Here is a 25,101-nt window from a genome sequence, read left to right as displayed (position 1 = left end):
GGGTATCTACAGCCGCCAGCGTTTCGCCGAGTCTTTCAACGTACGGTCGATGCGGCAACCATGCGAATGAGATACGCACTATCTCCAAATGAGATAGTGTTCCGTTGACCGCGGCAAACCCAATGAATACGGGTCTGCATGGTCGAGCCGGTGCATTGCGGCGCGGCCGCTCCGTGATTTCACTTAATTGACGCGACAAAGGGCCGCGGCCACGATCTGTTTCCTAGAGAAATGGCGTTCGAGCATGCGCGCCCTGCGCGCAGGGCGAATACTCATAATTTGCGGGTGGAACAGGAGACCGTCAGTGAACGGAAATCAGTCGATCAACGTACAGACCTTCATTAACGAGCATCCTTTCGGACGGTTTCAGTGGCTCGTGTTTTTCATGTGCTTCGTCATTGTGCTTCTGGACGGCTTCGATACGGCCTCCATCGGCTTCATCGCGCCCGCGTTGCTGACCGAGTGGCACCTTGGCAAGCCCGACCTGGCTCCGGTGCTCAGCGCGGCGCTGTTCGGCCTGGCTTGCGGCGCGTTGATTTCCGGCCCGCTGTCGGACCGGCTCGGACGGCGTTCGCTGCTGCTCTCGGCGGTGCTGCTCTTCGGCGTGGCGTGCCTCGGTTCGGCATTCGCCCAGACGCTGGGGCAGCTGACGGCGTTGCGTTTCGTGACCGGCATCGGGCTTGGCGCCGCGATGCCCAATGCCGTGACGTTGATGGGCGAGTTTTGTCCGGACCGTCGTCGTGCGACGATCATCAACTTGATGTTCTGCGGTTTCCCGCTCGGCGCGGCGGCCGGCGGCTTCCTCGCCGCGTGGATGATTCCGCATTTCGGCTGGCGCAGCGTCCTGGTTTTCGGCGGCGTGACGCCGCTCGTGCTTGCCGCAGTGGTGGCGGCGAAGATGCCGGAATCGGTGCGCTTCATGGTGGCCAATGCTAAGCCGTACGAGCGTATTCAGAACACGCTCGCCCGCATTTCGACCGCGGCGTTCGACTCGCAACGCTTCGTTCTGACCGAAGCCGCATCGTCCGACGGGGGGCAAGGCCTCGGCATTGTTCTCTCGAAGCGATATATCGTCGGCTCCGTGATGTTGTGGCTTGCCTACTTCATGGGCCTCGTGATCTTTTATGCGTCGATCAACTGGATGCCGATCCTGCTCAAGGATGCCGGCCTGCCGCTCAAGAGTGCGACGCTCGTCTCTGCGCTGTTCCCGTTGGGCGGCGTGGGCGCCGTGCTGTCCGGCATGCTCATGGATCGCTTCAACGCCAACCGGGTGATCGCGCTCTGCTACGGCCTCACGGCTGTGAGCGTCTACGCCATCGGCCAAGCCGCCGGCAACATGGGGGCGCTGGTCGCCGTGATTTTCCTAGCCGGCGTGCTGATGAATACGGCGCAATCGTCGATGCCCGCGCTCGCCGCGGCGTTCTACCCGACGGCTGGACGCGGCACCGGTGTAGCCTGGATGCTCGGTATCGGCCGGTTCGGCGGCATCGCGGGGTCGTTCCTCGTCGCGGAATTGGCGCGTCGTCACTTCGGCTTCGCCGATATCTTCGCGACCGTCGCCGTGGCGGGTGCGATCGCCTGCGTCGGTCTGCTCATCAAGCAATGGGCGGGCGGGCAGGGCGCGGCCGTTATTTCGGCCACTCATCAGCCGCATCATTGAAAATCTCCGAAACGAGGCTACGCAGCCAGACGGTGCGGGCATCGTTGTGAAATTTTCGATGCCAATGCTGGCGCAGGTCGAAGCGCGGCAGCGGCAGCGGCGGTTCGACGAGCACGATCGAGGCGTGGGCCGTCGAGTACGCGTAGCCCACCGCATGCGGCACGGTGGCGATGAGATCGGTGCGGCCGAGGATATAAGGCAAGCTCGTGAAGTGCGGCGTTTCGAGCACGGCGCGCCTCACGAGGCGACGCTTCGCGAGGTACGCTTCGAGCACCTCCTGGCTGCGGCCTTCCGCTCGCACGACCGCGTGCCCGCAGGCGAGGAATTGCTTGAGCGAAAGCCGCTTCAAAGCGAGCGGATGGTCGCGTCGCATCATGCAGATGAAGCGATGCGTGAATAGCCGCTGCTGAAAGACGTTCGCGCCGCGAAGGTCGGGAAAGTAGCCGACGGCGAGGTCGATGCCACCCGATTCCAGCCCATGTTCGACCTCAGCGTGCGGCTGCGACACCGAGCGCAGGTTCGCGTTGGGCGCGCGTTGCGCGAATGCCTGCAGAAGGCGCGGCAAGAATACGATCTCGCCGACATCCGAGAGTGCGATCGAAAACGTGTGCGTACTCGTGGCCGGATCGAAGTCGTGCGGGGCGACGAGGCCACGCTCGATGAGCGCGAGCGCATCTCTTGCAGCCGGCATGAGCGCGAGTGCAAGGGGCGTGGGCTCCATCCCGCGCGAGGTGCGCACGAACAGAGGATCGCCGAAGTACGCGCGCAGCTTGGCGAGCGCCGCGCTCACGCGCGGCTGGGCGACGCCGAGCAAGACGCCCGCCCGGCTCACGTTGCGGGCTTCCTCCAAGGCGACTAGGTAGGGAATGAGATTCAGGTCGAGGCTAAGGTCGGGCATCGTGGCGTGTCATCTATTCGAAGGTCGGATAGAGGGTAACGCCTGAATCATCAATTTGAATAGTGGGAAAACCGAGCGATGGCGGTCTGCGTATTCCTTCGTCAACTCAACAAACCATTCTCGAGCGCATAGCGCGTCAGCTCGGCGTTACTGCCCAGCCCCATCTTGTCGAGGATTCGCGACCGATATGTCGTGACGGTCTTGGGGCTCAGATGCAACCGCTCGCCGATATTGACGAGGCTTTCTCCGCGCGCAAGCAGCTTCAATACCTCCAATTCGCGATCGGACAGGACTTCATGCGTGGAAGCCGCCTTGCCGCCAATGACGCTGGCGAACTTTTCCGCGAGCGACGGGCTCACGTATTTGCCTCCCTTCGCCGCCTTGCGAACGGCTTCGACGAGCGTTGCCGCCGAACTGTCCTTGGTCAAATACCCGGCCGCCCCTAACTTGATCGCGCGCATGGCATAAATATCTTCCGCATACGTGCTGAGGATCAAGACGGCGAGTTCCGGGTGGCTGATCTGCAGCGATTTGAGCAGATCCAATCCGTTTTTTCCGGGCAGTGCGATGTCGATCAGCGCGACGTCGAACCGCTGAGCGTTGATTGCTTGTACCGCCTCGACAGCCGACGCAGCTTCCGCGGCCACTTCGATCTCGGCAGCGGAACTGAGCATGAGACGCACGCCGTTTCGTACGACCGTATGGTCGTCGACGAGCAATACCTTGATCGTATCAGTGGCCATGAGCGCTCCCGGTCGGAACTCGCAACTCGACGGTGGTGCCGCGGCCCGCGCGCCCTGAGATGGTCAAGCTCCCCCCGAAATGTCGAGCACGCTCGTGCATGCCGAGGATGCCCCACGATTGACCGCCGACGGATTGCCCGTCGACGATGCCCTTGCCGTCGTCCTTCACTTCGACGACGATCTCCTCGCCCTGCACTTCGGCCCGTACCGAAACGCACGACGCTTCGGCGTGCCGTACGACATTGGTCAGCGCTTCCTGAACGATCCGGAAAAGCATCGTACTCAGATCGGCGTCGATCGATAGCGAAGACAATTCGGTGTCGATCGCGCAATCGCAAATGAGATCCGATCTTGTCTGAATCTGATTGGCGTACCAGCGCATCGCCTCCCACACCCCCAATTGGTCGAGGACGCTAGGCCTCAAGTCGGTAATCACCCGGCGCACGGCGCCGATGGCCTCATCGGTCAGACGGGTGGCGTCCACGAGAAGCGGATCGGCGGCTCCCCCGGCTTGTATCGATCTTTCCACAGATACCGAGACATAGGCCTTGATACCGGTCAACAAGCTGCCGAGTTCGTCGTGAATCTCTTGGGCGATGCGTTTGCGCTCGCTTTCCTTGATGTTTTCCTGGTGCGCGGCAAGCGATCGCAGTTCGGCTTGCGATCGCTGTAGCGTTTGCTCGGCAAGCTTGCTGTTCGTGATGTCGAGCAAAATGCCTTGCGTCGGCGGACGCTCCGAACCGTCATGAATGATGCGCGCCTCGTCGCGAAACCAGAATACGTCGCCGTTTTTCGCGATCAGGCGGTACTCGGCTTTCAGCGGCGCGCTCGTGGCGCGACTGCGCGCGACGGCCTGCCGGACGCGGTCTCGATCGTCGGGATGAACGTGAGCCTCATGAAACGGCGGGCCGAGCAGCCATTCGTCGGCCGTGAACCCGAGCATGTCGATTTGCGGGCTGACGTACTCGAGTCGATTCCTCGCCGACGACCAAATGTACGTGATGGCCGGTATTTGCTCGACGAGCGCGCGAAACTTGGCCTCCGCTTCGCGCTTGGCTTCCAGCAGCCGCTGCGCATTGAGCATGCGTTCGATCGCTGCCGGCACCTGCTCCAGATAATAACGGTCGGCGTCTTTCGTCAGATAGTCGCGTGCGCCGCGACGCATCAGCTCCACCGCCAAGGCCGCGCTGTTGCCGCCGGTCAAAACCATGACCGGTATGGCGACATCGTCGTCCGCCCCTGCCAGCGCCTCGAGAAATTCGAGGCCGGTCTGGTCCGGCAGGTTGTAATCGAGCAAGATGCAATCGGGGCGCCGCTCGGCGATCCATTGCAGACCTTGCGCGCCCGTATCGGCCTCGAACACTTCATATCGGCGCCCGCTATCGGCGGCCAGCGCCCGTTTGCACGCCATTCGGTCGACGAGATCGTCTTCGACCAGCAAAATCCGGATGTCACGCTGCACGATCACGCCTTCTGGGTCATCGATATAGGGGCCCGGGTGTTATCCGGGCAGCTCGCTCAGCGACCAGTAAACATCGATCGAGCGCATGACTTCCACGAACCGCCGGTACTCGACCGGCTTCGCCATGTAGCCGGCCACGCTGAAATTGAAACTATTGACCTTGTCTTCCTGTTCCTTGGATGTCGTCAGCACGACCACCGGAATTCGGCGCAGGCTCTCATCGCTCTTGATGATCTCGAGGAATTCGATCCCGCTCATCACGGGCATATTCAAATCGAGCAAGATGATGCACGGCATCGCGTTGTTCTTGTCGCGCAGGTATTCGATCGCCAACTCGCCGTTTTCCTGGCGCACGAGGGGATTGTCGACCTTGATCTCCTTCAAGGCGCGCCGTATCGTCATGACGTCGACATCGTCGTCTTCGACGACGAGGATGGGCCTGTTCGGTATCTTCATGCGTTGTCCTCCATCGTCATGATGGCCATCTGCTGCGGTAGGGTAAAAAAGAAAGTGCTTCCGGCGCCTACTTGCGATTCGAGCCAAACTTGGCCGCCGTACATCTCGACGATTTTCTTCACCAAGGCCAGGCCGACGCCTGTGCTCTCGATCTGATCGCGAGGGGCCAGCGTTTGGAACAACTGAAAAATGCGTTCGAAATGCCGTTGCTCGATACCCGGCCCGTTGTCCGATACGGAAAACCGAAGCATTCGCCCTTGCTTGGCGCACTGTATGCGAATGACGCCGGCCGGCTTGTCCATGTATTTGATCGCGTTCGACAAGAGGTTCTGAAACACCTGTTGCACGCGCGTCCGGTCGGCGAGCAGCGTGGGCAGCGGGCCGTCGACGACGATTTCGATGTTCGGCGGCGGCGCCAATAGATCGGCGACCTCGCGCACCAATAGGTTCAAGTCGACCTGCGTCGCCGTTTCCTTGATTCGTCCGGCGCGAGAGTACTCGAGAATACCGTCGATCAACGCGCTCATACGATGGACGCGTCCGATCAACAGCCGCATGTGCTCTTGCCCTTCGGCGTCGAATTTGTCCGCGTAGTCTTGCGACAGCCAATCCGCCAGCGACCCGATGCCGCGCAACGGCGCTTTCAGGTCGTGCGAGACCACGTACGCGAAGTTCGTGAGTTCCTCGTTCGCCATCGTGAGTTCCTGCATCAGCGTCCGGCGGCGCTCCTCGCTCTCCCTGCGTTCGGTGATGTCACGCGCCACGACGGTGAACATGCGGCTCGCGCCTTGATGAAATTCAGATAGCGAGAGTTCGACGGGGAATGTCGAGCCGTCGGCCCGGTTTGCCGCGACCTCGCGGGGCGCCCCTTTGCCCGCCTCGGCTTCGGTTAGGCTCGCCAACAACTCGGGCATCAACATGCCGATGCTTTGTCCGACGAGCGCCTCGCCGGCATAGCCGAAGAGTTGTTCCGTTCTCGGGTTGACGCGTTCGATGACGCCCGTTCCGTGAATGGTGACGATGGCGTCCGCCGCTGTATCGACGATCGCGCGCATACGGGCTTCGCTGTCGAGTAACGCTTGTTCCGCTTGCTTGCGCAGCGAGACGTCGTGGATGGTCGCCATGACCATTTTCAGGCCGCGGTCGGTTTCCAGCGGCGATAGGCTGACCTCGATCGGGATCTCGACGCCGTCGCTGCGCTGGCCGCGCAGCTCCATGCCGACGCCCATGGGGCGTGCCCGCAGTTGCGAGAAGTAATTCGTGCGCTCGGCGACATGGGCGCCGCGAAAGCGCTCGGGCATCAGGATTTCGAGGGTCTGGCCGATCATGGCCTGGCTCGAGTAGCCGAACAAGCGCTCGGCCGGCGGATTGACGAGGACGATTCGGCCGTCTGCATCGACGATGATCAGCGCATCGGCCGCCGAACTGAGCAGCCAATCCAAGGTTTGGCCTTCGAGAACGTGATTTTTCATTCCGGCGAATCGACGATGTCCGTTTGCGAGGGGCGCTGCCACGACCGGCGTCAATTTTAACAGCGTAAAACGATAGCCGCCGCAGCCCTGAAGGCTTACGCAACGGCGCCGGCCCGGACATCCGGGGCATCGGCTCAAAAACGCCGCGTGGGTTGACCCAAATCACAGTGGGCGGGCCCTCGACGCGGCAAGATGCGTCCATCGACATCACGTCGGCCAATGCGCCGGCGCCATCGTACGCGGGTGGCAGCGATTTGCCCGTTGAGCGAGACAAACCGTCATGGAAGGCATGCAGTTCTGTTATCCCAAGCCACAATGGTTTGCGCAGGCCCTTGGTTCTTCATACGTCGAGGCTTGGATCAAGGCTAGCGGTCAGCCCTATTGGTACCGTCCGGCGACTTTGGCCGTGTTTGCGCCGCTCGATCCTCGATCGAGCGATGGCGACATTGGTGGCGATGCCGGCGCGAACGACGCGCGCGCGGCTCTGCTTGCGCGGGAAATGGCGCTTTTCGCGCGCGTGCACGGCGAGCGAGCCGGTGTGGCGGAGATATTTTGGTCTGCCGGATTGACGGCGCTGTCCGAAACCGCATTGGAGGCGGTCCGGTCGGCAATCGACCGATGTTACGACGTGCAAGCGCAGGCCGGTTTCACTGCCCGAATTGCCGCAATGTCGACACGACCCTCGCAGCTATCGACTTTGCGCGAGTGCGGCGTCACCACATTGCATACGAGCGTGCCGCTGATGCATGCGCACCCGCGCGCCTTGTTGGAGCGGTTCATCGCCGCGGCGCGCCACGAGGGTTTCCGGTCGGTCGCCGTCGACCTTCCTATCGGGGATCCGTATGTTTCCGCGAGAACCGCGCGGGCGTGGGTGCAAGCACTGTGCATTTCGCGTCCCAACCGCGTGTTTCTGACGCGTCCCTGGGTGCGGCAAGGCGTCCGACCGCGTACGGGGCCCCCGGACCCTGACTTGCGCTTGCAACGCATATGGCAAGAGACGTTCGCGTCGCTGGTCGCTGCCGGCTACGAGCACATAGCCCATGACGTGTTCGCCTTGCACGCGGATGAGCTCGCGGACGCGAAGCGGCTGGCCACGCTCGTTCCTTGGTGCTACGGCTACTCGACCCGCATGTCGCATGCGTCGATCGCCATCGGCGAAGGCGCGGTCGGGAACGTCGGGCCGATGCAGTATCAAAACTGCAGGGATTTCGCGTCGTATGCGGCGATGCTGGAGCGCGAGGGTTTGCCCATCGAGCGCGGGATGCTCGCATCGGCGGACGACCTCGTGCGCCGGTCGATCATGGTCGGCCTGCTCACGAATTTCTGCGTGGATATCGAAGCGATCGAGGAGTGTTACGGCATCGACTTCCGCGCGGCCTTTGCCGCCCAGTTCGTCGCGCTCGACCCGCTGGAACGGGAGGGCTTCGTCGAAATCGATGCGAGGCAACTGCGCTTGACGCCGACCGGCCGCTTCGCGTGCGGCCGCGTGGCCAAGCTGTTCGATCGCTACGCCCAGCCCCTTCAGCAGGCTCGGCCCTGACGAGGGCGCTGAAATCGGCCCCAGGTTGGCCGGTACCCGTTCCAAGGCCCATTCGAAGCGGGTTCGTCAAGCGGCTTCCACGCGCCAGCGGCCCGCGCGCCGGTGAGACTCTGTAGGGGATCGCCTACGTTACCCGACATGGATCACCGATATTGCGCGGGCGCCGGGTGCACGACAATCCTTCCCAACAGCACTACGTAGACCGGCAGCCGCCGGCTGCCGACAACCGGTCCACGTCTCTTGGGAGTTCCGCCATGTACAGCACCACCCTCGCTGAAGTCGCAGTTCGCGCCCCCGGCGCGGCCACCATGGGCGGGAATCGGCAGCGCGCCGGCGCTACGGGGACGTCCGACGGCCAACGGGCGCCGGCGCAGGCGATCGCCTGGCTCAAAACCGGCAGCGAGCCTGCGGCCAAAGCCGCCGCCTCGGAGCGCAACGATTGCGCGCACTGCGCCTCGCGCCGATTCTGTATGCCGGACGATCTCGATGCGAACCAGGCTGCCGCGCTCAAGGGCGTATTTGGCAACTACCGCAAGATCAAGCAGGGAGAGGCGGTATTCCGCGCTGGGGAAACGTTCAAGAACCTCTATGTGGTCAAGGGCGGGTCGTATAAGACGGTCGCCATCGACAACGAAGGCCGTGAGCAGATTATCGGCTTTCAAATCGCCGGCGAGTTCATGGGCCTCGACGGCATCAGCACGGGCCATCATGCTTTCGACGCGATTGCGCTCGAGGATAGCGTGGTGTGCTGCTTGCCGTTCAGCGAGCTGACGGCAGCCGGTGAGCGCAATCTCGGCATGAGAAGCCATCTTCACCGGCTGTTGAGCCGGGAACTCGTGCGCGAATCGGCATTGCTGATGCTCATGGGCAGGATGACGGCCATCGAGAGGCTGGTGGCGTTTCTGCTCAACCTATCGAAAAGATATGCGCAGCGCGGCTATTCCGCTCAAGAATTCAACCTGCGAATGACGCGTGACGAAATCGGGTGTCACCTCGGCCTGACGCTCGAAACGGTTAGCCGCTCGCTTTCCAAACTCAACTCGCTCGGACTCATCAAGTGCACCGGGAAGCAAGTGTCGATCAAGGACAGCGCCCGGCTCGAGTTGCTGGCCGGTCACAGCATTCCGCAATGACGAGATCGCGGCGGCAAGGGTAGGATGCCGCGTGCTCGCGGCTCAATGCCGCTCGCTCCGATGGCTATGGTCGTGGCCGAGCCGGCGTATGCGGCTCGTGAACACGACGACTGCCGCCACGACCGGCAGGATCAGCAATCCCTCCAGCACTTCCGGGTCCACCGGCAGGTGCACGGCATGGAGCGCCCGCAGCGCCGCGCCGGAAAGGTTGAGCACGTAATACGAAATCGCGGCGACGGACAGTCCTTCCACCGCATGCTGCATGCGCAACTGCGTACGCGCGGTGCGGTTCATGCCTTCGAGCAGCGCGGTGGTGTGCTCCTCTTGCGCCAAGTTGACTCGAGTCCGCAAAAGATCGACGGCGCGGGCGATGCGCGTTGCAGACTGCTGATGGCGAGCCCAAACGGAGCTGCAGGTTTGCATGGCCGGTTGCAGCCGGCGCTGCATGAACTCGGCGATGGTAGGAAAGCCCTCGATGCGCGCTTCGCGCAGTTCCGCAATACGGGCGAGGACGAGCTTTCCGTAGGCTTGCGACGCGCTGAAGCGTGTCTCCAGGCCCGCATGCGCTTCCATTTGCCCGGCCAGATGCGTCAGTTCGCGCAGCAAATACGCATCGTCGTGCTCCTTCCCCGGCTGTTCCATCCGGCGCATCAAGACCGACAGGGCTGCGTCGAGCTTGCCGAGAAACTGGCTATGACGCCGCGCATCCGGCAAAGCCAGCAGCGTCATCATCCGGTACGTTTCGATTTCGAACAGACGCTGGATCAAGCGGCCCGCCTGGGCCTCTCGAAAGCCCAGATCGAGTACGAGGAAGCGCGAGAAGTGGTCCTCATGCACGAGCCAATCGCAGTAGACTTCGCCTCCGCTCAGTACCTTGCTGCCGACAAGCACGGGCCCGGGCAGCAATTCGTGAACGTCCATGCGCGTTTGCTCGGCTTGCTCGCCGCAGCGCAGTTCGGCATGAACGGCGACGAAGACCGATTCCTTCAAGAGCGCGAGCCAAGAATCGGGTAGGCCCTTCATGGCCGCTCCTTGGAACAAGCCGTCTTGCGCGCCGGTAAGAACGAACGTGAAGGTGGAGAACTCAGTGTGCTTCTCCCACTTCAATTGCCAGTCGCCTTTTTTGGCGGTGTAGTGGTTGTGCTGCGGCGAGGGCGGCGGCAATTGCAAGGCGCAGGCCAACTCCATAAGCAGCCGGCCGTGAATCTCTTCGTCACGATCGGAATAGATGGCGAGATGGCTCAGCGAAGCCGGGCCGTCGATGCGAAGGAAGGGGCGAGCATGCAGCTCCTTCGAGAGCGGGTCTCGAAGCGGATGGTTCAACGAAGCGAACATGAATGGGCCGGTGAGAGCGTAGCCGCGTCGCGCTTCGTCACTCGCGTAGCGGATGCCCGTTGCCTATCGGATCGGGGCCGCTATGGTGCCGTGCACGCCGCGGTTTCAAAAAAGAAACGGGAGCAGCGTGCAGTATAAATGCCGTTTATGTCGCTGGAACGTGTCGTGTCGTCTCGCGCCGGCGCCGCGTGCGGCGAGCGAGGGAAACGATCAGCCCCGGGTATCGATCCACTCGCGAGCCCAGCCGTCCGAGTAGCGCAGTGCTGCCTCTTCGGTGCCGAAATACTCCAGCGAATAGAAATCGTACGACGTTGAATCGCTACGGATGTCGGATCGACGCAGCGTCAAGTTGGAGGAAAAGCAGCCGTCCGGTAGACGGTGAACGGAAGGGGCAATGGCGTAGCCGCGGTAGTGTGTAATAAGCGAATTTTCCATAGAGACTCGTTGCGCGTTGGCCGCGCAACGAGCGCGGCGTTCAACGCCGGTGATAGCTCGGACGCGGTCCGGCAGGCCCGGCACGCTCGTCCTTGTGTCGATAATTGATGCGGCCTTTCGTGAGGTCGTAGAGCGAAAGCTCGAGCCTTACGCGGTCGCCCGCCAAAATGCGGATGTGATTCTTCTTGAGCCGACCCGCTGCGTACGCAGCGATGGTCGCGCCGTTTTCAAGCGTGACGCGATAGCGGCTGTCGGGCAGGACTTCATCCACGACACCGTCCAATTCCAGCAACTCTTCCTTTGCCAAATTGATTTCCCCAGTAAGTGACTAGAGCCGCCGTGCCGCCGCGCGGGGCGACGTGCACGCGCATGTCCATGCAATGCGGCCGAGAGATAGCCGGCGCACGATCATGCGCGCCGGCAGGGGTAATGCGCCGCGCTGCCGGCCGATCGATTCTGATCGAGCCGGCGCGGGAAGATCAGATCGGCTTGATGTTTGCAGCTTGCAGACCCTTCGGGCCTTGCTTCGTCTCGAAGCTCACGCGCTGGCCTTCGGCGAGCGAACGGAAGCCGTCGGCGCGGATTTCCGAGAAGTGAGCGAACAGGTCATCCTTACCGTTGTCCGGCGAGATGAAACCAAAACCCTTGCTGTCGTTGAACCACTTGACGATACCGGTATCCATGTAAATCCTTTGCTGAGAGTAGACGAACGAATAGTCGCGCCGAGATTCAGGCACGAAAAAAGAATCAAGGAGAGGGAGAGGACAACGAATACCGCTGTGTCGCGGTCAATGATGAACAGCAATCGCGCTTCTTGAAGACTTCAACCAATGAACATACGCGAGTTTTCAGATGCGGTCAAGTTATTTCGATCTCGCGCGCCGCGAAGGGCGGGTGCGGGGGGACGCCGAGGGCGGGTCGTCATTGTGCGACGTCGCGAACATGGTCATGCGGGTCGAGATCCAATCGAGCAGTTCTTGGGCGGCGGCCGCGAGCGGGCGCCCCGATTTGACGAGCAATCGCGCTTGGGTTCCTAGCAACAACGGATGGTCGATCGGCACGACGGTCAACTCTCCCGCGGCGATCTCGCGGTATGCGGCGAAGCCGCCGATGAGCGTCACGAAGTTCTCGCGCGCGACCATGCGTTTGAGGGCGGTCAGGGAGTTCGTCGTTAGCGTGGGTCGAATCTGGATGTTCTCCGCGAACTCGAGCATTTTCGTCGCATGGCCGATGCCGAAGGTGGCCGGCATCATGGCAAGCGGATAGGCGAGCAGATCGTCGATCGTCGCGGCGCCGCCCCGCAGCGCCAGCGGGTGGCCGCGTCGAACCAGCAGGACGACAGGCTGCGACGAACTCGCGCGGTATTCGATGCGAGCATGGGGCGGGGGATTGTAGGCGAGGCCGATATGTGCGCGGCTTTCCGCTACCTCGTTCAGGATGTCCTCGACCCCCAAACTGCGCACTTCGATGTCGACGTTCGGGTATTGGGCACAGAAGTGCGTCAGCACTTCGTCCACCAGCGCATCGACATAACCTTCGCTGATGGCCAGCTGAACACGCCCCTGCCGAAGGCCCTTCAACGCGTGCAGCTGGTCTTCCAGTTTTTCCTGATGCGAGCGGTATCCCCGCCAGAATTCGAGTAGATGCGCCGCCGCCTCGGTCGGCTTGACGCCTCGCGCTTGTCGTTCGAACAGCAACGAGCCGAGTTCGTCTTCCAGCAGTTTTATCTGGCGCGTGATGACCGAAGGCGACGTGTTCAGATGGTCCGCCGCGCCGCGGATCGTGCCGTGCGTTAATACCTCATAGAAATATCGCAGGCGTTGCTGGTTGATTTCCCGCATAGAAGCCGTCCCCTCGTCGGTCCGAGCGCTCGCTGTGCTCTCGTCGCAGGCATCGTAGCCGTTGCCCGCTAGGCAACGCAAGGTGAACTTAGTTGCTCTTGCTGGTTCGGCAGGGTCTAGCCAAGATTGATGCACTAGATCGCGCAAACGCATAGAACCGGAGACGAGCATGGCGACGATGCAAACGGCAATGGCCGGGGACGAAGGGGTTCCCGCGCTCTACGATAGATTGAACTGGCGGCTCTTGCCGTTTCTGCTGATCTGTTACCTGTTCGCGTATATGGATCGCGTGAACGTCGGCTTTGCCAAGTTGCAGATGCAGAGCGACCTCGGTTTGTCGGACGCCGCATATGGCGTAGGCGCCGGTATATTCTTTCTCGGTTATGTCTTGTTCGAGCTGCCGAGCAATCTAATGCTGCCGAAAGTCGGGGCGCGAAAGACGTTCTTTCGAATCCTCGTTCTGTGGGGAATCACCTCCGCATGCATGCTGTTCGTGCGCAACGTGCAGATGTTTTACGGCATGCGCTTTTTGCTCGGCATTTTCGAGGCGGGTTTCGCACCGGGCATGATCTTCTACTTGTCGCGCTGGTACGGGCCGTCACGCATGGCGCGCGCCATTGCGATCGTGTTCGTGGCGGGCCCGCTGGGCGGCATCGTGGGTGGCCCCGTCTCGGCCTGGTTGATGGCGACGCTCGCCGGAAAAGGCGGTCTAGCCGGCTGGCAATGGATGTTTCTCGCCGAAGGGTTGCCGTGTGTGGTGCTGGGCGCACTCTCATTGGCCGTGCTGTCCGATCGGCCCGAGCACGCCCGCTGGCTCAGCGATGACGAGAAGCGCTTGCTACAAGCCGAACTCGCGACGGGCTCCTCGGGAAAGGATCACTCGTTCAAGGCGGTCCTGCGCAACCCCAAGGTTTACCTGCTGGCCTGCGCCTATTTCTGCATCATCGCTTCGATCTACGCCATGAGCTTTTGGCTGCCGACGATCGTCAAGTCGCAAGGCGTCGACGACATGATGCGGCTGGGCTGGTACATGGCGATTCCCTATGTCGGCGCCGCGATCGGCATGTACTACATTGGCCGTCGCTCGGATATCCGCGGCGAAAGGCGCTTTCACAGCTCGGCGCCCGCGCTGCTCGCCGCGATCGCGCTTATGCTGTCGGTGTTCGCCGACGGTCACCTCGTGGTCACGCTCGTCTTGCTGACGCTCGCCACGACGACGTTGTGGATGGCCTATACCGTCTTCTGGGCGATGCCAGGCCAATACATCAAAGGCGATGCGGCTGCCGGCGGCATCGCGCTCATCAATACGATCGGCCTATCGGGCGGATTCTGGGGACCGGCTATCATCGGCTGGGCCAAGACCGCGACGGGCAACCTTCATCTGGGGCTGCTGATCGTCGCCGCTCTAGCCGCTTGTGGCGCGGCGTTGCTCGTGGCCAACCGGCTGCCATCGAATTAAAAAGGAGAACCTGACATGCTGCTGCATTTATCGACGTGGGCCGAAATCGAGCAGTACCTGCAACGCAGCCGCTCGATCGTCGTGCCGATCGGTTCGAACGAACAGCACGGGCCGACGGGCTTGCTGGGCACCGATTGGCTTTGCCCGGAAATCATCGCCCGCGAGGCCCATCGAAGCGCGGACATCCTCGTCGCGCCCACCTTCAATATCGGCATGGCTCAGCATCATCTGGGCTTCCCCGGAACGATCTCGCTGCGGCCGTCGACGTTCATCGCGGCAATCGGCGACTGGGTTCGTTCGCTGGCGGTGCACGGCTTCGAGAAGATCCTGTTTCTGAACGGGCACGGCGGCAACATCGCGTCGATCGAAGCCGCGTTCTCCGAGATCTACGCCGAGGCGAGTTTTGCGAAGCGCCGCTTGGGGTTCGCGCTGAAGCTGTGCAATTGGTGGGATCTCGAAGGCGTGGGCGAACTGGCGCGCGAACAGTTCCCCGAGGGCCACGGCTCACACGCGACGCCTTCCGAGATCGCCATCACGCAATGGGCGCTTCCCGACACCATCAAGACGGCGAGTTACACGCCCAAGATCGCCCCGTCTGGCCCGATTCGAGAGGCGCTGGATTTTCGCGCGCGATTTCACGATGGACGGATGGGCTCGGATCCCGCGCAGGCGTCGCGCGAGAAGGGCGGCGCGCTCGTAACGTTGGCCGCGAAAAGCCTGGTTCGCGAGATGGAGGCCTTCAGCAGCGAGGTCCTGCCGAGCTAGTACGGGGCTCGTACTCGGAGGTCGGGTTTGTATCGGCGTGTATCTGCTCGGCTTCACGACACGTTACGTTGCGAATTCGTCCCTCGATGAAATCTCCCGCATACATGACGCGGTTGAAATGAGCCGGTGGCCGCAGGGGCCGCCGCCATCCCCGGCGTTGGCCGCCGGGGCAACCAACGAAACGCTCGGAGAATGAATCGTGCTGCTCATCGTCATGAGTTTCCTCGGGGGAGTGCTGACCATCGTCAGTCCATGCATCTTGCCGGTAGCGCCGTTCGTGTTGGCGCGGCCGAATCGACCGTTCTTGACGAACCGCTTGCCGCTCCTGCTGGGGCTGGCTGCAACGTTCGCGCTAGTGACCGGCATTGGGCTTGCCGGCGTAAGCGGCGCGACCCAAATCAGTCGTTACGGTCGCTGGGTGTCCCTAGCGCTTTTAGCCGTGTTCGGCATGGCGTTGTTGTTTCCCGCGCTGGCTGCCCGGTTGTCGGGGCCGTTCAATCGCATCGGCAATCGGCTTTTCGCATGGTCGGGCGCCGACCTTGGCGGCGACGGTGGCAGCGGCCCGCGTCAAGTGTTGTCCGCGCTCTTGCTGGGCGCGGCCACCGGCATGCTGTGGGCGCCCTGCGCCGGCCCGATTCTCGGGGCGATCATCTCGGGAGCGGCGCTGAACGGCGCCAGCTCGCAAACGGCTGTCGTGCTTGCCGCGTATTCGGCCGGCGCCGCGACTTCGCTTGCCCTCGTATCGGTGCTCCAGGCGAACGTGGCGTTGTGGCTGCGGCGTACAGCGCGAGTCAGCGCGCTGTTGCGCCGTGCGATGGGCGTCGTCGTGTTGGGCAGCGTCGCGGCGATCGCGCTCGACCTCGACGGCGTCGCACTCGCTCGCGTGCCTTCCGCGCCTACCAACGGTATCGAAAGCAAGCTGGTCGGCTTGCTGGCTTCGAACGATACATCGGCGGCCGGGCGCGCCGCGTCCGCGTCTGCCGTCTCGCTGCCCATCGAAGGCGGCTTGCCGTCGCTCGACGGAGCCGCGACCTGGATCAACGGTCCGGCCCTTGCCGCCAACGATTTGCGCGGCAAAGTGGTCATCGTCAATTTCTGGACCTATTCCTGCATCAATTGTCTGCGGACGCTGCCGTATCTGAAGGCATGGCAAAGCCGCTATGGGCGCGACGGGCTGGTCATCGTCGGCGTGCATACGCCGGAGTTCGGATTCGAGCACGATGTCGCCAACGTCAAGCGCGCGGTGGGCGATCTCGGCGTTCGCTATCCCGTCGCCATCGATAACGACTACCGTGTGTGGAAGGCGTTCGGCAACCAATACTGGCCGGCGTTCTATATCGCGGATGCGCAAGGGCGCGTCCGCTACCACCATTTCGGCGAAGGCGGCTACGAGAAGGCGGAAGAAGTGGTTCGTCAACTGCTTGCGCAGGCGAACAGCGCGGCGCCGGCGGCCGATCACGCCCGGGTTCAGGCGAGCGGCGCGCTTGCCGCGGCGGACCCGGATGATATCGGTTCGGGCGAGACATATCTGGGCTATCGCGAGGCGACCGGTTTTGCGTCCAATGAGAACGTGCAGCCGGACACGGTGCTTGCGTATTCGATTCCGCACCGGCTGTCGCTGAACACATGGGCATTGAGCGGCGCTTGGAAGGTCGGCGCGCAGGCGGCGGTGTCCGCCGAAGCGCAGACGCAGATTGCCTATCGTTTTCACGCGAGGGATCTGCACGTTGTGCTGGCGCCGCCCGCGAACGGCAAGCCGGTGCGGTTCCGAATCACCATCGACGGCCATGCGCCCGGCACGGCGCACGGCAGCGATACGACAGCCGACGGCTCTGGCGTCGTCACGGCCGCGCGCCTGTATCAACTCGTGCGACAGACCGGGCCCGTGCAGGACCATACCTTCACGATCCAGTTCCTCGATACCGGTGTACAGGCATTCGCGTTTACCTTCGGCTAGCCGGTTCCCCGTCAGCTCGGTGCTTGCTCGTTCTGCACGAACGCGGTTTCGAATTTCAGGAACTCCGAGGAATCGACGGTGCCGTCTTGGTTGCCGTCCATCAGCGCAAGCACTTCCGCGGATGTCGAATTCGCGCCATTGGCGGGCAGGCTGCTTAGCTGGGCCAGCATTTCGCTGTTGGACACCGAGTTGTTGCCGTCGCCGTCGAATACCGCGAAAAGCTCCTTCGCTTGCGCGACGGATCCGCCGAATTGTTGAATCAGGTTGAGAAAATCTTTCTGCGACACGCCGCCCTCGGGCTTCGGTATCAAGCCGAGGCTCTGCGATTCCTGCCGGACGTTGTGCATCATCGCGGCGATCTGATCGGGCGTGTTCGCCTGCGCAATCATGTCAGGCGTGATGCCCAGCGTCGACAGGCTCACTTGGGTGACGGTGATGCCCTTCGACGCGAGTTCGGAAAATGCCTGAGCTTGCGGGCTGAGCGTGACGACCGAGGATGCGGAGGCTTCGGTTGCAGCGGCAGGGGCCGCGCCGCTCGTCGTCTGCGTGCCGCCGGCCGCCTGTGCGCTTGAAGTGTCGGCAGCGCCGTCGGATTGCTGTTGCGTTTGACGGCGTTCCGCCGTACCCGCGATAGCGGGGCTGATCGATGAAATCGACATGTTGATGAGTACTCCTGAAGACGTGAGTTAAGCCGCAGCCATGCCGTGCGTCTTGAACACCGCCACGGCCTCCGACAACATCCTCGCCTGATCCTCCAGCGACCCGGCCGCGGCGGCGGCTTGCTCGACGAGCGCCGCGTTTTGCTGCGTGACCTGGTCCATCTGCGAAACGGCGCGGTTTACCTGATCGATGCCCGTGCTTTGCTCGTCCGCGGCGGACGCGATTTCGCTCATGATCGAACTCACGCGCGTGATGGAATCGACGATCTCGTTCATCGTCGTGCCCGAGCGTTCGACGAGCTGCGAACCCGACTGGATGCGCACGGTCGATTGGTCGATCAATTCCTTGATCTCTTTCGCCGCCGCTGCGCTGCGTTGCGCGAGAGAGCGCACTTCGGCCGCCACCACCGCGAAGCCTCGACCCTGCTCGCCGGCCCGCGCCGCTTCCACGGCTGCGTTCAACGCGAGAATGTTCGTTTGGAAGGCGATGCCCTCGATCACGCCGACGATCTCGCCCACGCGCCGCGAGTCGTCCACGATGCGCTGCATCGTATCCACCACTTGGCGATTGAGCGTGCCGCCTTCGCTCGCAAGCCCCGATGCGCCCTGCGCGAGGGTGCTGGCGTGTTTGACGTTGTCGGTGGTCTGCTTCACGGTGGAGGTCAGTTGCTCCATGCTCGCCGCCGTTTCCTGCAGCGACGCCGCTTGCTCTTCCGTGCGCTGCGACAAGTCGGCATTGCCCGACGCGATTTCGCTCACTCCCGTGTCGATCGCCGACGTGCCGCGACGCACGCCTTCAACCGTCGAAATCAACGCATCCTGCATCGTGCGCAACGCGCTGGCGAGTTGCCCCATCTCGTTGCGGCTCGTGACTTCGACGCGACGCGTCAAATCGCCGGCTGCGATTCGCTCGAACTGGACGATCGCTTCGCGTACCGGATGAACGATTGCGCGCATCAGCGCCGCGCGCGCCAGCCACGACATGATGAGCGCGAACGCCATGCCGACTGCAACGGCGATCGCCACGGCGTTGAATCGAGCTTCGGCATCGCCGTAGCGCTGCGCGCCATGATCGACGTGGAATTTTTCCAGGGCGAGCATCGCCTTCTCGTAGCCGTTGAACAGCTTGGGAAGCTTGTACGATTGCAATTGAGCGAACGCGGATTTGTCGCCCGCTTGCAGTGCGGCCTTCGCGGGCTCGATACCCTGCTGCAATAACGCGTCGCGCTTCTCGTTCATCTGCGCTAGAAGACGCTTGGTCTCGTCGTCGTCGCCGGCAATGCTGACGTAATGCGCGATGAGGTCGCTCGATTTTTTCAAATAGTTGTCGGAGCGCTTCAGAACGGCCGCGGCGCCGTCGGTATCGTTCAACTCCATGAGCGAAGAATACGTCGCCAATGCCAGGCGAAGGCGCAGCAGTTGTTCGGCGCTGCCTTCCAGGTCCGCTACCGCGGGCGTATCCACCTGATACATTTGCTCGAGCGAGGCATTGCTCGCCCGCAGCGACAGTAATCCGGCGGCGGCGCCGATCAGCAGAACAATGGCAAAGAACGCGACAAATGCCGTGAGCGATGCCCGAATCGACAATTTTTTCAACATATAGGTCCTCATACGCCGAGGAGCGTGCGGCGCCGCCGCCGCCGTATCGGCCGCGTTGATTCTCGACCCGTGGCGGAGCGAGAGATTTACTTCAAAGACTCACGAAGAGATGCAGTCGTATGGAGATCGGCATGATTGCGTCAATTCTGAATAGCTGGACTAAAGAAATATTTCGTCATTCCGATAAGTGGAATTTTCAATGGTACTGGAGGCGCATTGTGGGTTAGATCCGTCGTTTCGACAGTGAGATGTAATGTTGTTTAGTACTTTTACAAAACAAAAAGCCGATTCGATCGCTCGAACCGGCATTTCATTTTGATGACAAGATTCAAACGAGCTTGCGCGTTCCTTCCGCGTTGGCGGGTTGATGGTCGGTGTCGAGCGAACGATCGGGCGACATGACGAACGAGAGCACGATGCCGATAGCCATCAGCGCCATGGACACGACGAACGGCAGATTCCAATTGCCGGTGGTATCGATGAGCCAACCGCCGATCACGGGGCTGACGATGGCGGCGAGCGCCGAGCCGCAATTCATGATGCCGCTCGCGATGCCCGAGTGTTTCGGTGCGATATCCATCGGCACGGCCCACATCGGGCCGATCGTCATTTCGTTGAAGAAAAAGCCGGCGCTCAGGCAAAGCGCCGCGAGCGTAATCGATATGTTCGACAGAAAGAGAATCGGCGCGAGCGAGCACAGCGTGAGCAGCATGCAGACGCCCACCATGACGTTGCGGGCCACCCGCACGTTGCCGGTGCGGCGCAGAATCGCATCGGTCACCCAGCCGCCGAGCCAATCGCCGATCACGCCGGCGAAGAAGACGCCGGAGGCGAACAGGGCCGACTTGCGCAGTTCGAGGTGGTAGTTATGGAGGAAGTATTGCGGCAGCCAGCTCAAGAACAGCCACAGCACCCAGCCGTAGCAGAAATAGACGGCGGTGACCGGGATCATGCGCGCGAACAGCTGACGCCAAGGCGCGGGTGTCCGCGCTTTGTTGCCGGAGTAGGTGGCGAGCTGCTCGCATTCGCCTTCCGTGATGCGCGGATGATCGCGCGGATCGTCGCGGAAGTACCATCCCCAGACCAGCGCCCAAGCCAAGCTGACCACGCCCGTGACGATGAACGCCCCGCGCCAGCTCGTGGCGACCATCAGCGAGACGATCAGCGGCGGTGCGACGGCGTTGCCGATGCGCGACGCGGCGTGGGTGATCCCTTGTGCGAAGCCCCGTTGGCTGGCGGGCAGCCAGTTCGACATCGCGCGCGTGGCCGTGGGAAACGTCGCGCCTTCGCCCAACCCGAGCAGCAGCCGGGCCGCGATCATCGACGCGAAGCCGGTGGCAAGCCCGGTCAGTATCGTCGCGCCGGCCCATACGATGCCGCAAATCGCGAGCGTGCGGCGCGGGCCGAAACGATCGCCCACCCAGCCGCCCGCGACTTGGATGATGAGGTAGGGATAGGCGAACGCGGAAAACACGAAACCGATCTGCGTGTGCGTGAGATGCAGCTCGGCGCCGAAGGCGCTGGCAGCCGTGCTCACGTTGACGCGATCGACGTAGGTGATGAGATACATCACGCACAACAGCAACAGCACGCGCATGGTCGCTCGACGAAACATCAGCGGTCTCCTTTTGGGTGAACGGGCGCATCGCCGCGTTCGCGACAATCGCGCTTCAGTACGTCACTGCTCGGGTGCGGCTCACGACTCTTTTTCATCGGGACGGCACGGGCCGTCGCCGTCCAGCGGGTTGCGTCGCTCGAATCAGTCGAGCGTCAATTGCACAGGAGGCAGGCCTGCGATCTCTCCGCGCGCCACGACCGGCCCCGCGGGAAAATGCATGCCCGTGTAGGAGCCGCACGTGAGCACGGTCCCGGCGGGCACGTCCAGGCCGCGTGCGGTGCAGTGATTGACGAGCCAGACCGGAAGCCGTCGCGGATCGCCGGCCGGATTGGCGGGTATGCCTTGAACCACATTGGCATCGTCGACCATGAAGCGCATCGATGGGGCGCCGAACGGAAAGTGCTCGTCGTAACGCACGCCCTCGCCGACGATCAACGCGCCGTGGTTGAGGAGGTCGGCCAGTTGCAAACGCTTGTCGACCTTCGGCCAGGACACGTAGCGGCTCGAGACGATCTCGATCGCGGCATGCACGGTCGCGATCGAGCCGAGCACGGTGCGGGCGTCGTAAGGCCCGCCATGCGCGCGAAAATCCCGGGAGAGCACGAACGCTACCTCGAGCTCGAGTGCGGGTTTGGCGAATGCGCTGTGCTCGAACGTCGCGGGGCTGCGATGAACATCGCACGCGGGCAGCGGCGCGCACTGCGCCGGGCCGTCGAGCGATTTCGATCCGATCTTCCATCCGCCGGGCGCTAAGTTCATGGCCCGCAAGATCGCGTCTTGCACCGCGTACGCTTCGTCGTCGGTCAGAAGAACGGCGCTGTCCTCGGGCGGTACGCCGATTCGCGCACCCGGGCCGCCCAGGCGCGCCTGCGTCAATCGGTTCGCCCATTGAGCGATTCGTTCCTTGCCTGCCGTCTCGCTTGCCGGGCCTATCATGCGGCTTCCTTCAGCTTGGGTTTGACGGCGTGGCGCATCAGATGATCCATTGCCGCGACGACGCCGCTGCCTGCGAGCTTCACACCCGCGAGACTCAATCCCATCTCGCAGCCGGACAGCGTCGCCATCAGCGTGAGGTCGTTGCAATCGCCGAGATGACCGATGCGGAACATGCGTCCTTTGAGCTTGCCGAGGCCGGTGCCGAGCGACATGTCGAAATGCTCGTAAATGAGCTTGCGCACGGCGTCGGCATCGACGCCGTCGGGCATCATGACGCCCGTCAGCACCGGCGAATAGACGGCCGGATCGGCGCATTGAATCTCGAGGCCCCACGCCGTTACGGCGGCGCGGCAAGCTTCGGCTAGCCGTCGATGACGCGCGAATACCGCGTCGAGGCCCTCATCGAGAATCATGTCGAGCGCTTCGGCCAAGCCGTAGAGCAGATTCGTGCTGGGCGTGTAGGGCCAGTAGCCCTGCCGATTCATGTCAATGATTTCCGTCCATCCCCAAAACGCACGCGGTAGCCGCGCATGCTTGCTCGCTTCGAGCGCCTTAACGGAAACGGCGTTGAAACTGATGCCCGGCGGCAACATCAAACCCTTTTGCGAGCCCGATACCGTTACGTCGACGCCCCATTCGTCGTGCCGGTAATCGGCCGAGGCCAAGCCGGAAATCGTATCGACGAGCAGCAATGCCGGATGCCCAGCTGCATCGATCGCGCGGCGCACGGCGGCGATGTCCGAGGTGACGCCGGTCGAGGTCTCGTTATGCACGACGCACACGCCTTTGATCGTATGCCCGGAATCCGCGCGCAATCGCGCTTCGATTTGATCGGCCTGGACGCCGCGGCGCCAGCCTTCGATGCCGGGCAACCCCAAGAACTCGGGTTTCAAACCCAGGTTTTCGGCCATCTTCTTCCAGAGCGTGGCGAAGTGTCCCGTTTCGTACATGAGGACGGTATCGCCCGGGCTCATCGTGTTCGAGAGCGCGGCTTCCCACGCGCCGGTGCCCGAAGCCGGGTAGATGACAACGGGCTGGGTCGTCTTGAAGATCTGACGGATGCCGGCCAGGACCTTCAGCCCGAGGGCGCCGAATTCCGGCCCACGATGGTCGATCGTCGGCAGACTCATCGCGCGCAGGATGCGGTCCGGCACCGGGCTCGGCCCCGGGATCTGCAAAAAGTGGCGACCGGCAGGGTGAAAGTCGAGTTTCAGCATGCGTCATCCCTTAATTTGAATTTTGCATGCAAAAAACTTTATCGCACGAGGCGCGTCGAAGGAAGTAAAAAAGGGTCAGGGTAATCCCTAGGTTCAACGATGTTGTGGCGCAACTGCTCGGCGTGGTCGCTGCTGTAAAATTTCTGTCATTCCAGCGGAGAATGTTTGCATGCAAAAAACGACTGCAGCGACTGCCGATGTCATGCCTCTGCTACCGAAGGTGGAACGACTGCAGTTGCATGACGCAGCGATCGATCATCTGCGCACGTTCATCGTCGAAGGACTGCTTGCCCCCGGCGTGAAGCTCAACGAGCGCGAGCTGTGCGAGCGGCTGGGCATCTCGCGCACGCCCTTGCGCGAGGCGCTCAAGGTGTTGGCGGCGGAAGGGCTCGTCGAACTGCTGCCGAACCGCGGCGCAACGGTCTCGCAGATGAGCGAAGTCGAGATCCGCGAGATGTTCGAACTCATGAGCGGGTTGGAGGCGTTTTCGGGCGAGCTGGCTTGCGAACGGATCACGCCGGCGGAGCTCGCCGAAATCAAAGCGCTTCACTACGAAATGCTGGCGTGCCACGCGCAGAACGATCTACCCGGCTACTACGCGCGCAATCGCGCGATCCACGATCGCATCAATGAAGCGGCGCGCAACGCGGCGCTGCGGCAGGTCTACGTATCGACGAATCGGCGCTTGCAGGCGCTGCGTTTTCGCTCGAACTATTCGACGTCGAAGTGGGAGAGCGCCATTCGCGATCACGAGGAAATGATCCGCGCGCTCGAGGCGCGCGACGGCAAAAAGATGGCTGCCATTTTGCGCGGACACTTGCTGGCGAAACGCGATGCCGTGTTGGGGCAGATGGCTGCCGCGGTGCTGGAAGCGCAGGGGTGAATGCGCGGGCGCGAGCGATGCGTCCTTCGGCTGCGGCTAGTGCGTCGCTCAATGACGCGGTTTGGGCTCGCGCTCGGCCAGCGCGGCCGTCAAAGCCTCGGCGAACGACAATGCCACGGGCGGGAGCGTTCGCGCGCGCTTCTTGATGAGCGCAATGGGACGAACGAATCGCCGATCGTTGATCGGTCTGCCGATCAATTCCGGTTCGGCCCGGATCTCGGGCGCCGACCCCGGCAGAATCGTGATGCCCAACCCCGCGCGGACCATGGCGACGGCGGTCATCATGTAGGTGGGCTCGCAAGCGAGTTCGGGCGCGCGGCCCGCTTCGGCGAATGCCTCGTCGACGATCGCGCGCACGCTCGTTCCCGCCGCCGTCAACACCAGCGGATACTCGGCAAGATCGGGCGCAGTAATGCGTCGCTTTTGCGCCAGCGGATGGCTGCGCGGGCAGACCACGATGAGGCGATCCTCGGCGTGGTGCAGCACCTCGAGTTCGGGGTCCGCCACTTCTCCGCCCGTCACGCCCAAATCGAACTCGCCGGCGCGCACGAGCTGATTGACCATGCTCGCCACGACGTCGCGAATCTCGAACGTCGCCTGCGGCGCATCGTGCCGGAAATCGCGGATCAGCGCCGGTAGGCGCCCCGCTGCAAAAGACGGCAGACAAGCGATCCGCACCGTCCCACGCGAGCCGTCCCCTAACGCGCGCGCATCGTCCAGCACGCGCTGCATATCCGCAAGCGACTTCTGCAAGACGGGCAGCAGTTCGCGTCCCACCGAAGTAAGCGCCACGGCTCGGCTGTTTCGATCGAACAGCCGCGCGCCCACCGTTTCCTCCAGGCGCCGAATCTGCACCGTCAACGCCGGTTGCGACACATTCAGCTTATCTGCTGCACGCGTGAAGCTGCCCGTTTGCGCGACGGTGACGAACGCGCGTATCTCCCGTAGGTTCAGATCCATATCGTTTGGTAATTGCTGCGATCAAATCATTTCAATTGTTTTATCGATGCGCCGACACTACGCTCTTAGCCAC

At 62.6% G+C, this 25,101-nt stretch carries 23 protein-coding genes; 7 read left to right on the top strand and 16 right to left on the bottom strand.

The genetic code is table 11. The features are described 5' to 3' along the window. Positions 1-304 precede the first annotated feature (304 nt). On the top strand, positions 305-1,660 hold the full coding sequence (locus tag ACTHNR_RS12650; protein ID WP_440547974.1) for an MFS transporter: 1,356 nt from the start codon (positions 305-307) through the stop codon (positions 1,658-1,660). Here ACTHNR_RS12650 and ACTHNR_RS12645 read toward each other — a convergent pair. From ACTHNR_RS12645 to ACTHNR_RS12625, 5 genes are all read right to left on the bottom strand, one after another. Next, a complete protein-coding gene (locus tag ACTHNR_RS12645; protein WP_440547973.1) occupies positions 1,629-2,558 on the bottom strand; it encodes a LysR family transcriptional regulator in 930 nt (309 codons plus the stop codon). The two genes, ACTHNR_RS12650 and ACTHNR_RS12645, sit on opposite strands and share 32 nt — an antisense overlap. A 101-nt stretch (positions 2,559-2,659) precedes the next feature. Further along, positions 2,660-3,301, bottom strand: a complete 642-nt coding sequence (locus tag ACTHNR_RS12640) for a response regulator (RefSeq protein WP_440547972.1) — start codon at positions 3,299-3,301, stop codon at positions 2,660-2,662. Next, positions 3,291-4,763, bottom strand: a complete 1,473-nt coding sequence (locus ACTHNR_RS12635) for a response regulator (protein WP_440547971.1) — start codon at positions 4,761-4,763, stop codon at positions 3,291-3,293. Before ACTHNR_RS12635 ends, ACTHNR_RS12640 begins: the two co-directional genes overlap by 11 nt. 39 nt (positions 4,764-4,802) lie before the next feature. Then, entirely contained in the window at positions 4,803-5,219 is a 417-nt protein-coding gene (locus ACTHNR_RS12630; RefSeq protein ID WP_440547969.1) for a response regulator, read from the bottom strand. Further along, complete coding sequence (locus ACTHNR_RS12625) at positions 5,216-6,691, bottom strand: sensor histidine kinase (RefSeq protein WP_440547968.1); 1,476 nt, start codon at positions 6,689-6,691, stop codon at positions 5,216-5,218. The genes ACTHNR_RS12630 and ACTHNR_RS12625 overlap by 4 nt, the downstream gene beginning before the upstream one ends. A 280-nt stretch (positions 6,692-6,971) precedes the next feature. On the opposite strand from ACTHNR_RS12625, the gene ACTHNR_RS12620 reads away from it, so the two are divergent. After that, on the top strand, positions 6,972-8,231 hold the full coding sequence (locus ACTHNR_RS12620; protein ID WP_440547967.1) for a hypothetical protein: 1,260 nt from the start codon (positions 6,972-6,974) through the stop codon (positions 8,229-8,231). Positions 8,232-8,485: 254 nt separating this feature from the next. Further along, positions 8,486-9,364 (top strand): helix-turn-helix domain-containing protein, encoded by an 879-nt coding sequence (locus ACTHNR_RS12615; protein WP_440547966.1) that lies wholly within the window; start codon positions 8,486-8,488, stop codon positions 9,362-9,364. 42 nt (positions 9,365-9,406) lie between these two features. Here the strand turns inward: ACTHNR_RS12615 and ACTHNR_RS12610 are convergent, their stop codons facing one another. The 5 genes from ACTHNR_RS12610 to ACTHNR_RS12590 form a co-directional block, all read right to left on the bottom strand. Beyond that, a complete protein-coding gene (locus ACTHNR_RS12610; RefSeq protein ID WP_440547965.1) occupies positions 9,407-10,699 on the bottom strand; it encodes a DUF3422 family protein in 1,293 nt (430 codons plus the stop codon). 210 nt (positions 10,700-10,909) lie between these two features. Further along, positions 10,910-11,134, bottom strand: a complete 225-nt coding sequence (locus ACTHNR_RS12605; protein ID WP_440547964.1) for a hypothetical protein — start codon at positions 11,132-11,134, stop codon at positions 10,910-10,912. Positions 11,135-11,174: 40 nt separating this feature from the next. Then, positions 11,175-11,441: a translation initiation factor IF-1 gene (gene infA, locus ACTHNR_RS12600; RefSeq protein ID WP_440547963.1), complete on the bottom strand. Its 267-nt coding sequence runs from the start codon at positions 11,439-11,441 to the stop codon at positions 11,175-11,177. Positions 11,442-11,613: 172 nt separating this feature from the next. Continuing rightward, on the bottom strand, positions 11,614-11,817 hold the full coding sequence (locus ACTHNR_RS12595; protein WP_440547962.1) for a cold-shock protein: 204 nt from the start codon (positions 11,815-11,817) through the stop codon (positions 11,614-11,616). Between the two features lie 180 nt (positions 11,818-11,997). After that, entirely contained in the window at positions 11,998-12,975 is a 978-nt protein-coding gene (locus tag ACTHNR_RS12590) for a LysR family transcriptional regulator (protein ID WP_440547961.1), read from the bottom strand. 169 nt (positions 12,976-13,144) lie between these two features. Here ACTHNR_RS12590 and ACTHNR_RS12585 point away from each other — a divergent pair, with 169 nt between their 5' ends. From ACTHNR_RS12585 to ACTHNR_RS12575, 3 genes are all read left to right on the top strand, one after another. Further along, positions 13,145-14,434, top strand: a complete 1,290-nt coding sequence (locus ACTHNR_RS12585; RefSeq protein WP_440547960.1) for an MFS transporter — start codon at positions 13,145-13,147, stop codon at positions 14,432-14,434. A 15-nt stretch (positions 14,435-14,449) separates the two neighbouring features. Then, entirely contained in the window at positions 14,450-15,199 is a 750-nt protein-coding gene (locus ACTHNR_RS12580; RefSeq protein ID WP_440547958.1) for a creatininase family protein, read from the top strand. Between the two features lie 199 nt (positions 15,200-15,398). Further along, positions 15,399-17,156 carry a cytochrome c biogenesis protein DipZ gene (locus ACTHNR_RS12575; protein WP_440547957.1) on the top strand — a complete coding sequence of 586 codons (1,758 nt, stop codon included), beginning with the start codon at positions 15,399-15,401 and terminating at the stop codon, positions 17,154-17,156. Positions 17,157-17,167: 11 nt separating this feature from the next. Here ACTHNR_RS12575 and ACTHNR_RS12570 read toward each other — a convergent pair whose 3' ends face one another. The 5 genes from ACTHNR_RS12570 to ACTHNR_RS12550 form a co-directional block, all read right to left on the bottom strand. After that, positions 17,168-17,815 carry an EF-hand domain-containing protein gene (locus tag ACTHNR_RS12570; RefSeq protein WP_440547956.1) on the bottom strand — a complete coding sequence of 216 codons (648 nt, stop codon included), beginning with the start codon at positions 17,813-17,815 and terminating at the stop codon, positions 17,168-17,170. A 27-nt stretch (positions 17,816-17,842) separates the two neighbouring features. Next, a complete protein-coding gene (locus tag ACTHNR_RS12565; protein WP_440547955.1) occupies positions 17,843-19,414 on the bottom strand; it encodes a methyl-accepting chemotaxis protein in 1,572 nt (523 codons plus the stop codon). Between the two features lie 328 nt (positions 19,415-19,742). Next, positions 19,743-21,029 (bottom strand): MFS transporter, encoded by a 1,287-nt coding sequence (locus tag ACTHNR_RS12560; protein ID WP_440547953.1) that lies wholly within the window; start codon positions 21,027-21,029, stop codon positions 19,743-19,745. A 144-nt stretch (positions 21,030-21,173) separates the two neighbouring features. Then, positions 21,174-21,968 (bottom strand): 2-keto-4-pentenoate hydratase, encoded by a 795-nt coding sequence (locus ACTHNR_RS12555; protein ID WP_440547952.1) that lies wholly within the window; start codon positions 21,966-21,968, stop codon positions 21,174-21,176. Next, complete coding sequence (locus tag ACTHNR_RS12550) at positions 21,965-23,185, bottom strand: pyridoxal-phosphate-dependent aminotransferase family protein (RefSeq protein ID WP_440547951.1); 1,221 nt, start codon at positions 23,183-23,185, stop codon at positions 21,965-21,967. Before ACTHNR_RS12550 ends, ACTHNR_RS12555 begins: the two co-directional genes overlap by 4 nt. A gap of 169 nt (positions 23,186-23,354) precedes the next feature. Here ACTHNR_RS12550 and ACTHNR_RS12545 point away from each other — a divergent pair, with 169 nt between their 5' ends. Next, a complete protein-coding gene (locus ACTHNR_RS12545) occupies positions 23,355-24,068 on the top strand; it encodes a GntR family transcriptional regulator (RefSeq protein ID WP_440547950.1) in 714 nt (237 codons plus the stop codon). 48 nt (positions 24,069-24,116) lie between these two features. On the opposite strand, the gene ACTHNR_RS12540 is transcribed toward ACTHNR_RS12545, so the two are convergent. Further along, complete coding sequence (locus tag ACTHNR_RS12540) at positions 24,117-25,028, bottom strand: LysR family transcriptional regulator (RefSeq protein WP_440547948.1); 912 nt, start codon at positions 25,026-25,028, stop codon at positions 24,117-24,119. Positions 25,029-25,101 lie beyond the last annotated feature (73 nt).

The organism is Trinickia sp. (genome assembly GCF_051954495.1).
Lineage (GTDB): Bacteria > Pseudomonadota > Gammaproteobacteria > Burkholderiales > Burkholderiaceae > Trinickia.
The sequence above is the reverse complement of the archived record's forward strand: the minus strand, read 5'-3'. Positions and strand labels throughout refer to the sequence as shown.

Bases quoted from the DNA above. Each gene is read 5' to 3' on its own strand.
- ACTHNR_RS12550 (WP_440547951.1), bottom strand. From the start codon at position 23,185: ATGCTGAAACTCGACTTTCACCCTGCCGGTCGCCACTTTTTGCAGATC.
- ACTHNR_RS12590 (WP_440547961.1), bottom strand. From the start codon at position 12,975: ATGCGGGAAATCAACCAGCAACGCCTGCGATATTTCTATGAGGTATTA.
- ACTHNR_RS12630 (WP_440547969.1), bottom strand. From the start codon at position 5,219: ATGAAGATACCGAACAGGCCCATCCTCGTCGTCGAAGACGACGATGTC.
- ACTHNR_RS12640 (WP_440547972.1), bottom strand. From the start codon at position 3,301: ATGGCCACTGATACGATCAAGGTATTGCTCGTCGACGACCATACGGTC.
- ACTHNR_RS12560 (WP_440547953.1), bottom strand. From the start codon at position 21,029: ATGTTTCGTCGAGCGACCATGCGCGTGCTGTTGCTGTTGTGCGTGATG.
- ACTHNR_RS12610 (WP_440547965.1), bottom strand. From the start codon at position 10,699: ATGTTCGCTTCGTTGAACCATCCGCTTCGAGACCCGCTCTCGAAGGAG.
- ACTHNR_RS12545 (WP_440547950.1), top strand. From the start codon at position 23,355: ATGCAAAAAACGACTGCAGCGACTGCCGATGTCATGCCTCTGCTACCG.
- ACTHNR_RS12540 (WP_440547948.1), bottom strand. From the start codon at position 25,028: ATGGATCTGAACCTACGGGAGATACGCGCGTTCGTCACCGTCGCGCAA.
- ACTHNR_RS12565 (WP_440547955.1), bottom strand. From the start codon at position 19,414: ATGTTGAAAAAATTGTCGATTCGGGCATCGCTCACGGCATTTGTCGCG.
- ACTHNR_RS12580 (WP_440547958.1), top strand. From the start codon at position 14,450: ATGCTGCTGCATTTATCGACGTGGGCCGAAATCGAGCAGTACCTGCAA.
- ACTHNR_RS12570 (WP_440547956.1), bottom strand. From the start codon at position 17,815: ATGTCGATTTCATCGATCAGCCCCGCTATCGCGGGTACGGCGGAACGC.
- ACTHNR_RS12605 (WP_440547964.1), bottom strand. From the start codon at position 11,134: ATGGAAAATTCGCTTATTACACACTACCGCGGCTACGCCATTGCCCCT.
- ACTHNR_RS12620 (WP_440547967.1), top strand. From the start codon at position 6,972: ATGGAAGGCATGCAGTTCTGTTATCCCAAGCCACAATGGTTTGCGCAG.
- ACTHNR_RS12645 (WP_440547973.1), bottom strand. From the start codon at position 2,558: ATGCCCGACCTTAGCCTCGACCTGAATCTCATTCCCTACCTAGTCGCC.
- ACTHNR_RS12585 (WP_440547960.1), top strand. From the start codon at position 13,145: ATGGCGACGATGCAAACGGCAATGGCCGGGGACGAAGGGGTTCCCGCG.
- ACTHNR_RS12555 (WP_440547952.1), bottom strand. From the start codon at position 21,968: ATGATAGGCCCGGCAAGCGAGACGGCAGGCAAGGAACGAATCGCTCAA.
- ACTHNR_RS12595 (WP_440547962.1), bottom strand. From the start codon at position 11,817: ATGGATACCGGTATCGTCAAGTGGTTCAACGACAGCAAGGGTTTTGGT.
- ACTHNR_RS12615 (WP_440547966.1), top strand. From the start codon at position 8,486: ATGTACAGCACCACCCTCGCTGAAGTCGCAGTTCGCGCCCCCGGCGCG.
- ACTHNR_RS12625 (WP_440547968.1), bottom strand. From the start codon at position 6,691: ATGAAAAATCACGTTCTCGAAGGCCAAACCTTGGATTGGCTGCTCAGT.